The sequence below is a fragment of the Saccharothrix sp. HUAS TT1 genome (assembly GCF_040744945.1).
Taxonomy (GTDB): Bacteria; Actinomycetota; Actinomycetes; order Mycobacteriales; family Pseudonocardiaceae; genus Actinosynnema.
This window is the reverse complement of sequence record NZ_CP160453.1, coordinates 6,278,432-6,293,120: the sequence shown is the minus strand read 5'-3', so window position 1 is coordinate 6,293,120 and position 14,689 is coordinate 6,278,432. Positions and strand designations below refer to the sequence as shown.

The window sequence follows — 14,689 nt, the reverse complement described above, 5'->3', positions numbered from 1 at the left end:
GAGTCACGGCGTTGTGCCACTCCGCGAGACGACCCCTGTACGGGGGCTCACTTCCGGGTGTACGTTCCCGACGAGTCTGGGAGCGCTCCCAGACGTCTGTCGAGATGAGGAGGGGCTCAGTGAAGCGCTCCACCGCCGTTCTTGCGGCTGGTGCGGTCGTCCTCGGATCAGCGGCGATGGTGTTGCCGCAGGCCGTGGCCGCCGCCCAGGGCTGCAAGGTGGACTACGCCGTCACCAGCCAGTGGTCGGGCGGGTTCCAGGCCAGCGTCAAGGTCACCAACCTGGGTGACACCATCAGTGGGTGGTCACTCGGCGTGTCGTTCCCCAACACGTCGCAGCGGGTCGTCCAGGGCTGGAACGCCACGTGGACCCAGTCCGGCTCCACGGCCACCGCCACCAACGTCGACTGGAACCGGACGCTCGGCACGGGCGGGTCCACGGACCTCGGGTTCGTCGGCTCGTACTCGGGCGGCAACCCGACGCCCACGTCGTTCACGCTCAACGGCGTCGCCTGCACCGGCTCGACCACGTCGACCAGCACCACGACGTCGACCACCACCACGACCACGAACCCGCCGGTCGGCACCACGCCGGTCGCTATCAACGGCCAGCTGCGGGTCTGCGGCGTCAACCTGTGCAACCAGTTCAACCGGCCGATCCAGCTGCGCGGCATGAGCACGCACGGCATCCAGTGGTTCGACAAGTGCTACAACAACTCGTCGCTGGACGCGCTGGCGAAGGACTGGAAGTCCGACCTGTTCCGGATCGCGATGTACGTGCAGGAGCAGGGCTACGAGACGAACCCGAGCGGGTTCACCAACCGGGTGAACAGCCTGGTGGACATGGCCGAGGCGCGCGGCATGTACGCGATGATCGACTTCCACATCCTGACGCCGGGTGACCCGAACTTCAACCTGGAGCGGGCGAAGACGTTCTTCTCGCAGGTCGCCTCGCGCAACGCGAACAAGAAGAACGTGATCTACGAGATCGCCAACGAGCCCAACGGCGTCAGCTGGCAGTCGATCAAGAACTACGCCGAGCAGGTCATCCCGGTGATCCGCGCCGCCGACTCCGACGCCGTGATCATCGTCGGCACCCGCGCGTGGTCGTCGCTGGGCGTCTCGGAGGGCTCGAACGAGACCGAGGTCATCAACAACCCGGTCAACGCGACCAACATCATGTACGCGTTCCACTTCTACGCCGCGTCGCACAAGGACAACTACCGGGCCACCGTCAGCCGGGCCGCCCAGCGGCTCCCGCTGTTCGTGACGGAGTTCGGCTCCGTGCTGGCCACCGGCGGCGGCACGTTCGACCGGGCGAGCACCACGGCCTGGCTGGACCTGCTCGACCAGCTCAAGATCGGGTACGCGAACTGGACGTACTCGGACGCGAACGAGAGCAGCGCCGCGCTGCGGCCGGGCACCTGCAACGGCGGTGACTACTCCAGCAGCGGTGTGCTCACCGACTCGGGCGCGCTGCTGAAGAGCCGGATCAGCACCCAGGACAACTTCCCGACGAGCTGACGGCGTCGAGCGTGACGGGGCCTCGTCCGCGGGGCCCCGTCCGCTTTCCCGGGTTCCGCCCCGGGGCCGGGGTTTTCCGGGTTACGTTGCGGCGCATGGACGTCATCCGCCGGTACGGCTGGACCTGGGGCGCGCCCGCGCTCGCCGCCCTCGCCCTGCTCAACGCCAGTCGCGCCACGCCGCCGCTGCTGTCCACCGCCGGCACCGGCGTCGGCGCGAACCTCTACAACGTCGTGCTGCTGGCCGTGCCCGCGGCGGCGGTGGCCATCGGGCTGTGGACCAGCGGGCGCTGGCCGTGGCTGCTGGTGGCGGGCGCCGCGGCGAAGCTGCCCGAGGTGGCCTGGTCGCACCTGCACTTCTTCAGCGGTCGCCCCGGCGCGCGGAGCGTGCTGTGGGCGGTCGGCGGCGCCGGTACCGCGCTCATCGTCATCGGGGTGCTCAGCGCGGCGTCCCTCCTGCGGGCGGGACGCGGTGCGGCGCTGGCGGGCGGGCTCGTGGGCGCCGTGCTGCTGGGGTCGACGCTGCTCGGCTTGCCGTGGCTCGACACCCCTGAACGCTCGATCGGGCTGGACCTCGGCTTCGCCGTACTGGGCTTGGCCGGGGGAGCGCTGGCCGTGCACGGCGCGCGCACCGGCCGGGTGCCCGAGGCGGAGCAGGCCCCGGTCGGCCGCCGTGCCGCGGTCATCGGCACCTGGGCCGCCCTGCTGCCGGCGTTGCTCGCGGTCGCCGACCACCTGCTGCTGCCGGTGCTGCCGGCCCCCGTGTTCGCGACCACCGGTGCGGGGGTCCTCGTGCTGCTGTGCGCCGTCGGGCTGGCCGCGACGCTGGGTTCGGGGCTGCGCGCGTCGACCGCCGGGCTCGTGCTGTTCGCCGTGGCCGCGCCGTTGACGTTGGCGATCTACTTCACGGCCGGGCAGATGACCGACGTGTGGCCGTCGGCCGTGGCGGGACTGGTCGTGGGCGTGCTGGTCGGCCGCACCCGGTTCGCCGTGGCGCTCGCCGCGTCGGCCTGCGCCGTCATCGGGCTCACCATGGCGACGGCGGGCCCGGTGACCGGGTCGTACGTCGAGATGGCGTCCGGCGAGCCGCTGTTCCTGCCCGCCGAGGTGCTGGTGGCGCTGTGCCTCGCGGCCGTCACCGCCACCGCCGCCACCGTCGCGCCGGACCTGGCGCGGCGTCGTGCGCTGCCGGTCGTCCTGGGGCCGCTGCTGTTCGGCCTCGTCCTGTCGCTGCGGGCGTTGTTGCAGGTGTTCGCGCAGTACGAGGGCAGCGGCACCATGCTCCCGGAGGGCTCGCGCACCGGGCTGTGGGCGGCGTGGCTCGGCATCGCCACGATCCTGCTCGTCACGATCGCCGTCCTCGACCGGTCGGCACGGCGTCAGGCCGCCTCGCCGGGCGACCCGGCCGAGGAACCGGCTCAGGTCGCCGGGGAGAGTCGCTAGCCCGCCGAACCACCCGTCGTGCCCCGGCTTCCCGGCCGACCGCTGGACCGTGCGGAGCGAGGGCCTGCTCCCGGCCCTTAGGGCACGGGGCCGGTGTCAGCCCCCAGTCGTGTGACACCGGCCCCGCCCGGCGAACACCAGGCGGCGGCCCCGCCTTCGCCGTCACCACCGGCGGTCGCGCTCGCGGGACGCGCTGCCGCCGGGCGCTTCACCCCGGACGGACCGACTCGAACGCCGGCAGCGCGGTGGGCCGGTCCCACGGCACCGCGGCGGCCTCGACGATCCGCTCGAACGCCACCCCGGCCAGGTCGAACGCCGTCGCCAGGACCTCGGCCCCGTCGGCGGCGAAGACGCAGAAGTAGCTGTCGTCGCCCGGGATCGCGAGGCAGCACCGCAGGGCCAACGCCGACGCGGACCGCTCCCCGGCCGCGCGGACCGCCTCCACCGCGACGGCGACCTCACGCGGGTTCGCCGCGTGCAGGTAGCACTCGACCAGGAAGAGCCTGGTCGCCCCCGCCCCGGCGTCGATCATGGTGACCACTGTGGCAGCGGGGGTGGGCCGACGAATCAGGGGAGAACCCCACAATCGACCCGCCGACCCGCTACCGCTCCGGCTCCCGCAGGAAGTCCAGCCGCGCCAGTTCCCGGCGGGTGCGCACGCCGGTCTTGCGGTAGATGCGGGTCAGGTGCGCCTCGACCGTCTTGGCGGTCACGTACGCCGCCCCCGCGACCTCCCGGTTGCTCATCCCGGCGGCCACCAGGCGTGCGATCCGCAGTTCCGAGGCGGTCAGCTCGTGCTCGGCGCCGCGTTCGTCACCGCGCCGCAGGCCGAGCCTGGCCAGCTCCGCGTCGGCCTCGTCCGCCCAGGACGGCGCGCCCAGCCGGTCGAACGCCCGCCGTGCCGCCAGCAGCGGCTCCCGGGCGGCGAGCTTCACCCGCCGTCGCCGCAGGACCCGGCCGCGCACCAGGTCGGTGCGGGCCCGCTCGAACGGCATCGGCAGCAGGCGCAGCGCCTCGTCGGCCGCCGCCAACGCCGCCTCCGCGCCGTCCGGGTCACCGCCCGCCATCCGCACGAGAGCGCCCGACCTGGCCGTGACGACGGTGATCCACGGCCGTGGCGCGCGGTCGCGCCGGTGTTCCAGCTCCGCCAGCAACCTCGCCGCCTCGGCCTGCCGGCCCAGCTCCACCGCCGCCTCGACCAGGTCGCCGTACAGGGAGCTGATCGGGAAGTCGGCCATGCCCACCTCGTCGCACAACGCCGCGGCGGCCGTCAGGTGCTCCCGGGCCGCCGCGGGCGACCGGCGGGACAGCTCGACGAACCCGAGCACGGCCCGCTGGTGCACCGCGACCCACGGGTCGTCCAGCTCGGTGGCGACCCGCAGGCCGCGGGTCGCCGCGTCGTGCGCCTGCTCCCACCGGCCGCGGTGCGCGTCGACCAGCGCGCGCGTGTAGAGGGCGTAGGCGAACCACGGCCGCTGCCCGGTCTGCTCGGCGCCCTCCACCGCCTCGGCCGCCCGCTGCCCGGCCCGCGCCCAGTCGCCCAACCAGACGTCCAGCTCGGCCAGGTGCACCAGCTCGTGCACGACCACCGCCTCGTCCTCGCGCCCGGCCTCCTCCCGGTGGGCCGCCTCGATCCGCTCCCGGGCGCGCACCGGGTCCAGGTACTTCGTCAGCACGCGCAGGGTGCTGCGGGCCATCCGGGCCTCCCGGACCTGGCTGGTCGGCGACACCAGGGCCGCGCCGCGCTCGACGTCGGCGGTGAACAGGCCGACCCCGGCCAGCAGCCGGTAGTAGGCGCTGGAGATCAGGATGCAGGCGACCAGGTCGGTCGGCGCGTCGTCCTCGTGCCCGGCGATGGCCTCCAGCGCCTGCTCGGTGTTGCGGCACCGCAGCCGGGTGTCGTGCTGGCAGAACAGCGACCGGCGCAGGTAGGCGGTGGCGCGCAGCACCGGGTCGTCGCCCACGTGCGCCAGCGCCTGGTCGGTGAGCGTGGTCGCCGCGACCGGACCGTCCACCAGGAACACCGCCAGCGCGAGGTCGAGCAGCACCACCGCCCGCTCCGGTCCCGCCGGGACGTCGTCCGGCCTGAACGCCTTGATCAGCTCGCCCGCGCCCGGCGCGTCACCGGCGAAGCAGCGGGCCACGGCGGCCGAGGCCAGCGAGACGGCCCGGTGCCGCGGCTCGACCGCGTGCGCCCCGGCCAGCTCCCACAGCCGGGCCGCGGTGTTGGGCGCACCGCGCGCCTGGGCGTCGCGCGCGGCCTCGGCCAGGGCGGCGGCGACCCGGGCGTCGGGCCCGTCGGTGCCCAGCGCGAGGTGCAGCGCGCGGGTCTCCGGGTCGCCGACGACCTCGGCCAGCCTGCGGTGGACCATCCGGCGCCTGCTGCCCGACACCGAGGAGAACAGCGTCGAGCCGATCAGCGGGTGGGTGAACCGGATGGCGCCCGACTCGATCTCGATCACGCCGTGGTCCTCGGCGTCGACCAGCGCGCGCTCGGCCCGGTCCGGGTCGCCCAGCGCCCGGCGCACCAGGTCGACGGTCGGCTGCGACAGCGCCGCCGCGCACAGCAGCGCGTCCCGGCTGCCCTCCGGCAGCGCGGCGAGCCGGTCGGCCAGCAGCTCGCCGACCGCCCGCGGCGTGGGCAGCGGGTGGCCGAGCGCGACCACCCCGCCGAGGTCCGGCAGCGCGCGGGCGATCTCCAGGGCGTAGAGCGGGTTGCCGCCGCACGCCTGCCGCAGGCGGATCAGCGTCGGCCGGGACAGCGGCGTGCCCAGGCGGGAGCGGACCAGCCGGTGCAGCGCGCCGATGCTCAGCCCGGCCAGCCGCAGCCGGGTCAGGTCCTCGCGACCGGCCAGGCCGAGCGGCGCGTCCCCGTCGGCGGACCGGACCGAGAGCACGACCGCGACGTGCTCGCCGGCCAGGCGGCGCAGCGCGTACTCCAGGACGGCGGCGCTGGGCTCGTCCAGCCACTGCACGTCGTCCACCGCCAGCACCAGCGGTGACCGCGCGGCCAACGCGCGCACGACGTTCAGCACCGCGACGTGCACCGCTCGCGGGTCTCCGGCGCCGTCCTCGGCGTCGCGGCGCAGCAGCGCGACGTCCAGCGCCGCCCGCTGCGGGCCGGGTAATCGGGCGATCAGCGCGCCGTCGACGCGGTCGAGCAGGTCGATCAGGCCGCCGTAGGACAGCCGCGCCTCCGGTTCGGCCGGTCGGCACGACAGCACGACGTGCCCGCGCTGCCGCGCCTCCTCGAGCACGTGCTCCCACAGCGAGGTCTTGCCGATGCCCGCCTCGCCGGACACGACCAGGAACGCGGTCCCGGTCCGGGCCCGGTCGAGCACCCCGACCGCCACCGCGGCCTCGGCCTCCCGTCCGACCAGCTGCACGCCCCCGGCCACCCTTCCCCCGCGCGTCGACCGCGACGCACCACTGTCGACCACGGGGTCGGCGGCGTGAAGGTCACCGCTAATGTCGGGGACATGTACGTGAAGTTGTGCGGGCTGCGCACCGCGGCCGACGTCGCCACCGCCGTGGACGCCGGGGCCGACGCGGTCGGGTTCGTGCTGAGCGCGAGCGCGCGGCAGGTCGACGTGGGCACGGCCCGCCTGCTGGCGCGCGAGGTCCCGCCGCACGTGCTGTCCATCGGCGTGTTCAGCGGGGTGCCGGCGGGTGAGGTGCGCCGGCTCGCCGAGGAGTCCGGCCTCGGCGCCGTGCAGCTGCACGGCGACTACCCGAGGGCGGCGTTCGAGGAGGTGGCCGCGGCCGGCGTGCCGCTGGTCCGCGCGGTCGCCCTGACGGCGGGGACCGATGTGCGGGTGGGCGCGTACGGGGAGCGGATGCTGCTGCTCGACTCGCCGGTGGCGGGTTCGGGGCGCCGGTGGGACCTGACCGCGCTGGACGGCGCCCGCCCGGAGGGCCGCTGGCTGCTGGCGGGCGGCCTCGGGGTGGACAACGTCGCGGAGGCGGTGGCGCGGGCGCGGCCGTGGGGCGTGGACGTGTCCAGCGGCATCGAGTCGAGCCGCGGCGTCAAGGACCACGGCCTGATGCGCGCCTTCATCTCCGCCGCCCGCGCCGCCTGACCACCGCCCCACCGCGCGCCGCCTCACCCCTCGGTCGGACCCTTCTCGCCCCCCTGCCGGGACCGGCCGCGCAGGGAGCCCGGGTGGGCCTTGGCCGCGGGGTCGCGGCGGGTCTTCAGCAGGCTGGCCACGGTCACCACGGCGAGGATGCCGATGATCACCGCCAGGCTGACCGGGGTGGCGATCTCCGGCACCCGCGGGTCGATGTCGACGTGCGCCCAGTGCAGGATCAGCTTGACGCCGATGAACGCCAGGATCACCGCCAGCCCGGCCGACAGGTACACCAGCCGTTCGAGCAGGCCCTTGACCAGGAAGTACAACGCGCGCAGGCCGAGCAGCGCGAACGCGTTCGCGGCGAACACCAGGTAGGGCTCCTCGGTGATGCCGAACACGGCCGGGATCGAGTCGAGCGCGAACAGCAGGTCCACGCCGCCGATCGCGACCAGCACGATCAGGAGCGGCGTGCCGACCCTCCGCCCCTTGACCGAGGTGAACAGCTTGCCGCCGTCGAACTCGGTGGACAGCGGCAGCACCCGGCGCGCGGACCGCACCACCACGTTGTTCTCGACGTCGGGGTCCTCGTCCCGGTGCCGGAACAGCTGGATGCCGGTGTAGATCAGCAGCAGGCCGAACAGCAGGAACATGAACGAGAACAGGGACAGCAGCGCCGCGCCGAGCGCGATGAAGATCGCGCGCATGGCGAGCGCCATGATGATGCCGAACGTGAGCACCTTGTGCTGGTGCTCCTCGGGCACGGCGAACGTCGTCATGATGATCACGAAGACGAACAGGTTGTCGACCGACAGGCTCTTCTCGACGATGTAGCCCGCGAAGTACTCGGTCCCGAACTCGCCGCCGTGCGCCATGGTCAGCCACACCCCGAAGGCCACCGCGACCAGGATGTAGCCGACCGACCAGGCGGTGGCCTCCCGGAAGCCGACCCGGTGCGGCCGGAGGGCGGCCAGCACCAGGTCGACCACGAGGAGCGCCAACACCAGCCCCACCGTGACGATCCAGGTGAGCGCGCTGATTTGGAGCATGCGTGACTCCTCGCTTCCCAAGGGGCTTTACCAACACATTACCCAACGCCGTGTCCGATTTGTCCACTGTGGTCCCGGCGCGGGCACCGTCCTCAATGATCGGGTCTCGGGCCGGCCCCGGCCCGCTGGAGCGGGGCCGCGCACCCCGGTGATCGAATCGCGCGACTTCTGGGTACTCGGGCACCGAGGTCCGAGGGAGGGCGCATGTGGCGGGTGCTGCTGCTGGTCGCGGTGCTGGTGGCCGGGTGCGGGCTGCCGCACGACGTCGACGGCACGCTCGACGGCGTGCGCGGCGGTGTGCTGCGGGTGGGCGTGACCGAGAACCGGCCGTGGACGGTGCTGGGCGGTGAGGCGGACGACGCGGTCTCCGGCGCGGAGCCGGAGCTGGTGCGGCGGCTGGCCGAGCGGTTGGGCGCGCGGGTGCAGTGGCGGCGCGGCTCGGAGGCCGCGCTGATGGCCGCGATCGAGCAGCGGGAGCTGGACCTGGTCGTCGGCGGGCTGGAGTCGAACTCGCCGTGGATCGAGCACGCCTCGCTGACCCGCCCGTACGCGACGACCAGGGTGCTCGTCGCCGCGGCCGGTGACGTCCCGGACGACCTGGCCGGGGTCCGGGTGGCGGTGCGCGCCGGCACCGACGAGGCCGCCGCGCTGGCCGAGGAGGACGCGGTGGTGTCGCCGGTGGCCGACGCGGTCGACGCGGGCGGCCTGCCGGTGGTGGTGGAGCACTGGCGGGTGGCCGGGCTGGGGTTGCGGGCCAGTGGGCACGTCCTGCTGGAGCGCAGCCACGTGTGGGCGGTGCCACTGGGGGAGAACGGCTGGCAGGTGGAGGTGGAGCGGTTCCTGGCGGAGCTGCCCGGCGGCGAGGTCGACCGCCTGCTGGCCGAGGCCGCGGAGGTGGGCGCGTGAAGGTCTACGACCGGTTCGAGCTGCCCGAGGACAAGGCCGCGCTGCACCGGCGGGCCGTGCGGCTGGCGTGGTGGACGATCGCGTTCTTCCTCGCCGCGGTCGCCCTGCTGGCGGTGACGCTGGGCCAGTCGCAGGCGATGAAGGCGGCCTGGATCGAGGACATGCTCGGGCTGGTGCCGCCCGCGGCGTTCCTGATCGCCGCCCGGTTCCGCAACCGGGCCCCGAACCCGCGCTTCCCCTACGGCTACCACCGGTCGGTCAGCGTGGCGTTCCTGGCCGGCTCGGTGGCGCTGCTCGGCCTGGGCGGCTACGTCGTCTACGACTCGGCGGTGCGGTTGGCGGCCGGTGAACGCGCGCCGATCGGGCTGGTCGAGGTGTTCGGCGTCCGGTTCTGGCTCGGCTGGCTGATGATCGCGGTGCTGCTGGCGACGATGGTCCCCGCCATCCTGCTCGGCCGGGCGAAGATGCGGATCGCCCGGCAGCTGCACGACAAGGTCCTCTACGCGGACGCCGAGATGAACCGCGCCGACTGGCTGACCGCCGGCGCGGCGGTGCTGGGCGTGCTGGGCATCGGGTTCGGCCTGTGGTGGGCCGACGCGGTGGCGGCGCTGATCATCGGCGGCGACATCGTCCGCGACGGGGTGCGCACCACCCGCGCGGCCGTGTCCGACCTGATGGACGACAAGCCGCGCGTGGTCGACGGCAGCCGCCCGCACCCGTTGCCGGACCAGCTGCTGGCCGCCGTGCTCGACCACGACTGGGTCGCCGACGCTTGGCTGCGCCTGCGCGAGGAAGGGCACGTGTTCGTCGGCGAACTGCTGGTCGTGCCGGTCGACGGCGCCGACCGGCTCGTGCAACGGCTGGAGGAGCTGCAGCGGTGGGCGCGCGGGTTCGACTGGCGCGTGCACGACCTCGTCGTCGCCCCGGTCTCCCGGATCGAGGTCGCCGACGACGCCTGACGCCGCTCCGACGGTTGTCCTACGGTGGGGGAGTGGTGGCCCTGCGAGACGTCGTGGCCCGTCGGCCGGTGGTGCTCGACGGCGGCCTGTCGACCGCGCTCGAAGCCACCGGGCACGACCTCTCGGACTCCCTCTGGTCCGCCCGCCTGCTGCCGGCCGACCCGGACGCGATCCGGGCGGCCCACCTGGCCTACTACCGGTCCGGGGCGGAGGTCGCGATCACGGCCTCCTACCAGGCCACGTTCGAGGGCTTCGCCCGGCTCGGGCTGACCGCGGCGGAGACGACCGGCCTGCTGCGTGGCAGCGTGGCCCTGGCCCGCCGCGCCGCGTCCGAAGTGGAGGGACCCCGGTGGGTGGCGGCGTCGGTCGGCCCGTACGGGGCGATGCTCGCCGACGGCTCGGAGTACCGCGGCCGGTACGGGCTGTCCCCGGCCGCGCTGGCGGCGTTCCACCGGCCGCGGATCGAGGTGCTGGCCGACGCCGGGGCCGACGTGCTGGCGGTCGAGACGATCCCCGACGTCGCGGAGGCGGAGGCGGTGCTGGAGGTGGTCGCCGGGTCGGGCGTGCCGGTGTGGCTGTCGTACAGCGCGCGCGGCGGTCGCACGTGCGCCGGTCAGCCGTTGGCCGAGGCGTTCGAGGTGGTGCGGGGCGTGACCGAGGTGATCGCGGTCGGCGTGAACTGCTGCGACCCGGCCGACGTCGACGAAGCGGTCGCGGTCGCCCGGCGGGTGACCGGCAAGCCCGTCGTGGTGTACCCGAACAGCGGCGAGGGCTGGGACGCCGACGCCCGGGGCTGGACCGGCGCCCCGACCCTCGAACCGCGGCGGGTGGCCGGGTGGGTGGAGGGCGGCGCGCGCCTGGTCGGCGGCTGCTGCCAGGTCGGGCCACCGCTGATCGCCGAACTGGCCGCCGCGCTGTCCGACCGCGACGACAGCCCCTGACCCCCTGTCCCGGGCCGCACGCGAGCAGCTATCGGCCGAACCGGACGAACCCGCGCCGTTGCCCCGGGCCACGATCGGCGGCTTGACGCCCGCGGGCAGGGTGTCGGGCCGGTAGAGCGTGTGGTTGGTCAGTCGGAGCGTCGTCCCGTAGCCGGCGGAGTGCGGCCCCGACCCGCCCAGGGCGAGGACGCTGAGAATCGCACTGCGCAATCGCAGGGGTCTCTCCATCGGTCCGGAGGTCGGGTGGAGGGGTGGCGCCCATGCCCGGCCGACAGCGGTGGTGACTCCTCGTCATCACCCCACCGTGGTCGGTTGTCACGCTTCGACGCCGGTCCCCGCCGGGCGACCTCCAATACCTTCGACAACCGAGCCGGCCTCGCGTGCCGGGGAGGTTCGCGGAGGTCCGCCATGCGCCCACGACTTCGTGCCGACGTCCGGTCGTCGCCCGATCATCGGGTGCTCGCGGACGCGGCGGCCGACCGGCCGGGCGCGCTCAGCGAGGAGGAGCGGCGGGTCTACGAGCCGGAGATCGCGTTCATCCGGTGCGCGGCGGACTCGGCCGAGCAGCGGTTCCAGCGGCTGCGCGCGGCTCGCGTCACCCTGCTGGGGTCCGGGCCGGTGCCGGCCGCGCTGCTGGAGGCCGGGTTGCGCTCGGGCTGGCGGCGGGTGGTGGTGCGGGCCGGCGGTGACGACCTGGCGGGCTTGCGGGCCGTGGCACGCGCCGCGACGCGTGACAGCGCGCAGGAGGTCGCCTTCGACGCGGAGTTGGCGCTGGCCGGGACCGACCTGCTGCTGTGCGTGTCGGACCGCCGCGAGGACCTGATCGCGGCGGCTCGCGCCTGCGCGCGGTCCGGGGTGGCGACCGGTCAGGTGCTGGTGGGCCGCGACGAGGTGTGGGTGACGGAGGTCGGCCCGGCGGACCGGGTCGCGGCCGACTCGTGCTGGCGGCGGTTGGACGCGCGCCGGGGCGGCGAGGGGCTGCTGACCGGTTCGGCGTGCGGCGTGATCGCCTCGCGGCTGGCGCTGTCGTGCTTCACCCACCTGACGGGCGTGAGCGGCGACGCCGGGGAGCCGGTGGTGACGCGGATCGACCTGCGCGACCTGCGCGCTCACGGGCACCGGCCCCGTCCGTACCTGGTGAGCGGCGACATCCGGCCGCGCGCCGAGGTGGACGTGGCCGCGTTCGCCGAGCGGATCGGGCGGTACGTCGACGAACGGGTCGGCGTGCTGCGGCGGCTGACCGGTGACGGCCTGCCGCAGGCGCCGCTGGCCGTGTGCCGCGCGTCGGTGTCCGACCCGGAGTCGGCGCTGCCCGCCGGGACCCCCGCGCCGGTGGTGACGGGCTGGGGTGGTGACCGGGACGAGGCCCGGTGGCGGGCCGCGCTGGCCGGGCTGGCGACGTACGCCAGCCTGGTCGACCCCGGCGGTGAGCGCGTCGACCTGCTCACCGGCCACACGTGCGCCGTGACGGCGGTCGACGCGCGGTCGCCGTACCACGCGCCGGTCGGGGTGGCCGCCGGTCGGTCGTGGGGCGACGCGGTCGCGGCCGGGTTGCGGGCGCACTGCGAGGCGCTGGTCGCCGGGCGCGTGGAGACCGGGCGGCCGTGCGACCTCGCCACGGCGGTGCGGGAGGTGGGCGACGAGCGGGCGGGGGAGCTGCTGCGGTTGCTGTGGGCCGAGGGCGTGGACGTGGGCGTGGTGGACCTGGGCGGTGTGCTGGGCGTGCCCGCCTTCTCGCTGCGGGTGGCCGGCGCGACGATCACCGCCTGCGCCACCACCGCCGCCGAGGCCCTGCGCGACGCGGTGGAGCGGGCGGTCCTGCACTGGCAGTGCGGCCTGCCGGTGGACGTCACGCGGTGGGTCGCGGAACCGGGCCGGTCCGAGCCCGCCGACGACCCGCGCTGCCACGCCCTGGTCGCCGCCCTGCGCCGGGCCGGCCGGACACTCGTGGCGGTGCCGCTGGTGGTGGACGACGACGTGCGCGACCTGGCGCCGTGCCTGGTCCGGGTGGAGGTCGGCGGCGACTGACCCGGCTCCCGCTCGACCACGGGTCCACCACCGGGATCACCCGGTGATGGCGGACAGCGTCATCCGGGCCGGACCGGTGTCGGGGGTGTTGTGGCAGGCGAAGTCGCCGGACTTCTTCTGGTGCATCAGCCGCAGGCACGTGCCCAGCGCGCGCTGGCCGTAGTGGTTGGGGTGCATGCTCTCCTGGCGGTCGCCCTGCGCCGAGTACCCGGTGACGACCCAGCGCACCCACTCCGCCTCGGTGCCCGGCAGCGGACTGGCGTTGCTGTTGCCCGCGTGCGCCTGCCTGGAGCCCCTGGCGCAGACCTCGCGGCCGTCGAACGCGTCCTGCAGGTCCAGGAACCGGACGTCGCGGTTCCCGGCGACTTCCCTGAGCTGGGCGGAGATCGTCGGCACGAGCTGTCGGCGCGCCCAGTCGGCGTCGGCGTCCCACACCGGGCAGCCGCCCTCCGCCCACCGCGGTCCGCTCTCGCGGATGCGGAAGTCGCGGGCGGCGGGCATGGGCGCCGGGTAGGACTGGAGCACGAACTGGTAGCTGCCCGCGCCCTGGGCGGTGTCCAGCACGTCCTTGACGGCCTTCACCGTCGCGCCGACGTCCGCCCGGACCCGGTCGAGCTGCCCGGCGATGGTCGGCGCCCACTTCGGGCCGCACTCGTACGGCGAGGGTGACAGGTAGCCCTTCACGCAGTCGGCGATGATGTCGCCGAAGCCCAGGTCGTTGCCCCCGATGGACAGCACCACCAGCTCCACGCGGTGGTCGCGCACCGCGGCGCGCAGCAGTTCCAGCTGGTTGGGCTGGTTGCGCGCCGGATCGCCGCGGCGCACGTCCCCGGTGGTCGCGCCGGAGCAGGCCAGGTTCAGCGGCTTGGCGTCGGGGATGGCGGCGGTGATGATCTCGGCCGACGTCGAGCGGTGGCACATGTCGGTCGAGCTGTGCGTGGCGCCGTAGATCCGCCGGGGATCGGCGGTGCACTCGCCGGCCTCGCACTCCACCGCCAGGTCGGTGCCCCACTTGTCGCCCGCGTTGGTGAGCGCGTTGCCGCGCCAGCGCCCGGCTTCGCCGGAGATGTAGCTGTCGCCGAGCGAGACGACGGCGACGGGCTTGGCGGTCTCGGCGGCGGCCGGTGGCGCGGCCCTCGCCTCGGTGGTGACGGCCAGGGCGACGATCGCGGTGACGGTGACGACGACTCGGCTGCGACGGGCACCGGACATGGGCCTCAACTCCTAGGTGCGGTCAGGCAACCGTAGGAGCGGGGAGCGGCGGGCAGAACGGCGTCGAATCGAGTGAACCCGATGGTGGGCGAGGTCGCCCGAGGTGGGTGACGGCGACTCTCCCACCGTGACCGGCCGCGGGCGCACTCCCGGTGAATGCGGATGTTCGTTCGACTTCGACCGCAATGCGCGGTCGTCGCCGGGGTTGAGTGTGCGCACTGCGCTGTGTAGCGTCGAAATGGCGGAATTCGCCAGTCTGGTGGAGGAATCGGTGACCAATCCTTTCGAAGACCTCGAAAGCAGGTACCTGGTGCTGGTCAACGACGAGGGGCAGCACTCGCTGTGGCCCTCGTTCGCCGAGGTGCCATCGGGCTGGCAGGTCGTGCTGGGCGAGTCGGACCGGCAAACCTGCCTGGACTACGTCGAGCGCAACTGGACCGACCTGCGGCCCACCGGCCTCGTGGAGAACGCGGAGGATTAGGCCGTCCCGCCGCGGGACGGTTCCGCCGCCCGCGCCTTTCCCGGCGCGGCGGCCCGGTGTTTGTTCCCGATACCGGGC

The 14,689-nt window shown here is 74.5% G+C and carries 12 protein-coding genes; 8 read left to right on the top strand and 4 right to left on the bottom strand.

What is annotated here, in order from left to right; all coding sequences use genetic code 11:
• Positions 1-119: 119 nt before the first annotated feature.
• Complete coding sequence (locus tag AB0F89_RS28280) at positions 120-1,523, top strand: cellulase family glycosylhydrolase (protein WP_367128659.1); 1,404 nt, start codon at positions 120-122, stop codon at positions 1,521-1,523.
• A 95-nt stretch (positions 1,524-1,618) separates the two neighbouring features.
• Positions 1,619-2,965 (top strand): hypothetical protein, encoded by a 1,347-nt coding sequence (locus AB0F89_RS28275; RefSeq protein ID WP_367128658.1) that lies wholly within the window; start codon positions 1,619-1,621, stop codon positions 2,963-2,965.
• 208 nt (positions 2,966-3,173) lie between these two features.
• Here the strand turns inward: AB0F89_RS28275 and AB0F89_RS28270 are convergent, their stop codons facing one another.
• Together AB0F89_RS28270 and AB0F89_RS28265 are read right to left on the bottom strand one after the other, a co-directional pair.
• Positions 3,174-3,497 carry a hypothetical protein gene (locus AB0F89_RS28270; protein ID WP_367128656.1) on the bottom strand — a complete coding sequence of 108 codons (324 nt, stop codon included), beginning with the start codon at positions 3,495-3,497 and terminating at the stop codon, positions 3,174-3,176.
• Positions 3,498-3,567: 70 nt separating this feature from the next.
• Entirely contained in the window at positions 3,568-6,351 is a 2,784-nt protein-coding gene (locus tag AB0F89_RS28265; RefSeq protein ID WP_367128655.1) for an AAA family ATPase, read from the bottom strand.
• 93 nt (positions 6,352-6,444) lie between these two features.
• Here AB0F89_RS28265 and AB0F89_RS28260 point away from each other — a divergent pair, with 93 nt between their 5' ends.
• Entirely contained in the window at positions 6,445-7,044 is a 600-nt protein-coding gene (locus tag AB0F89_RS28260; RefSeq protein ID WP_367128654.1) for a phosphoribosylanthranilate isomerase, read from the top strand.
• Between the two features lie 23 nt (positions 7,045-7,067).
• Here AB0F89_RS28260 and AB0F89_RS28255 read toward each other — a convergent pair whose 3' ends face one another.
• Positions 7,068-8,084 (bottom strand): TerC/Alx family metal homeostasis membrane protein, encoded by a 1,017-nt coding sequence (locus AB0F89_RS28255; RefSeq protein ID WP_367128653.1) that lies wholly within the window; start codon positions 8,082-8,084, stop codon positions 7,068-7,070.
• A gap of 204 nt (positions 8,085-8,288) precedes the next feature.
• Between AB0F89_RS28255 and AB0F89_RS28250 the strand changes: the two genes are divergently transcribed.
• The 4 genes from AB0F89_RS28250 (at position 8,289) to AB0F89_RS28235 (ending at position 12,918) form a co-directional block, all read left to right on the top strand.
• A complete protein-coding gene (locus AB0F89_RS28250) occupies positions 8,289-8,990 on the top strand; it encodes a substrate-binding periplasmic protein (protein WP_367128652.1) in 702 nt (233 codons plus the stop codon).
• A complete protein-coding gene (locus tag AB0F89_RS28245) occupies positions 8,987-9,949 on the top strand; it encodes a cation diffusion facilitator family transporter (protein WP_367128651.1) in 963 nt (320 codons plus the stop codon). The genes AB0F89_RS28250 and AB0F89_RS28245 overlap by 4 nt, the downstream gene beginning before the upstream one ends.
• 35 nt (positions 9,950-9,984) lie before the next feature.
• The gene (gene mmuM, locus AB0F89_RS28240) at positions 9,985-10,890 is read left to right on the top strand and encodes a homocysteine S-methyltransferase (RefSeq protein WP_367139026.1); all 906 of its coding nucleotides are present in this window, start codon (positions 9,985-9,987) and stop codon (positions 10,888-10,890) included.
• Positions 10,891-11,298: 408 nt separating this feature from the next.
• Positions 11,299-12,918: a hypothetical protein gene (locus AB0F89_RS28235; RefSeq protein WP_367128650.1), complete on the top strand. Its 1,620-nt coding sequence runs from the start codon at positions 11,299-11,301 to the stop codon at positions 12,916-12,918.
• A 36-nt stretch (positions 12,919-12,954) separates the two neighbouring features.
• Here the strand turns inward: AB0F89_RS28235 and AB0F89_RS28230 are convergent, their stop codons facing one another.
• A complete protein-coding gene (locus AB0F89_RS28230) occupies positions 12,955-14,130 on the bottom strand; it encodes a GDSL-type esterase/lipase family protein (RefSeq protein WP_367128649.1) in 1,176 nt (391 codons plus the stop codon).
• A 271-nt stretch (positions 14,131-14,401) separates the two neighbouring features.
• On the opposite strand from AB0F89_RS28230, the gene AB0F89_RS28225 reads away from it, so the two are divergent.
• A complete protein-coding gene (locus tag AB0F89_RS28225) occupies positions 14,402-14,611 on the top strand; it encodes an MbtH family protein (protein ID WP_367128648.1) in 210 nt (69 codons plus the stop codon).
• Positions 14,612-14,689: the final 78 nt, after the last annotated feature.

Coding starts and splice junctions, on each gene's coding strand:
- AB0F89_RS28255 (WP_367128653.1), bottom strand. CDS start 8,084: ATGCTCCAAATCAGCGCGCTCACCTGGATCGTCACGGTGGGGCTGGTG.
- AB0F89_RS28275 (WP_367128658.1), top strand. CDS start 1,619: ATGGACGTCATCCGCCGGTACGGCTGGACCTGGGGCGCGCCCGCGCTC.
- AB0F89_RS28260 (WP_367128654.1), top strand. CDS start 6,445: ATGTACGTGAAGTTGTGCGGGCTGCGCACCGCGGCCGACGTCGCCACC.
- AB0F89_RS28235 (WP_367128650.1), top strand. CDS start 11,299: ATGCGCCCACGACTTCGTGCCGACGTCCGGTCGTCGCCCGATCATCGG.
- AB0F89_RS28230 (WP_367128649.1), bottom strand. CDS start 14,130: ATGTCCGGTGCCCGTCGCAGCCGAGTCGTCGTCACCGTCACCGCGATC.
- AB0F89_RS28270 (WP_367128656.1), bottom strand. CDS start 3,497: ATGATCGACGCCGGGGCGGGGGCGACCAGGCTCTTCCTGGTCGAGTGC.
- AB0F89_RS28250 (WP_367128652.1), top strand. CDS start 8,289: ATGTGGCGGGTGCTGCTGCTGGTCGCGGTGCTGGTGGCCGGGTGCGGG.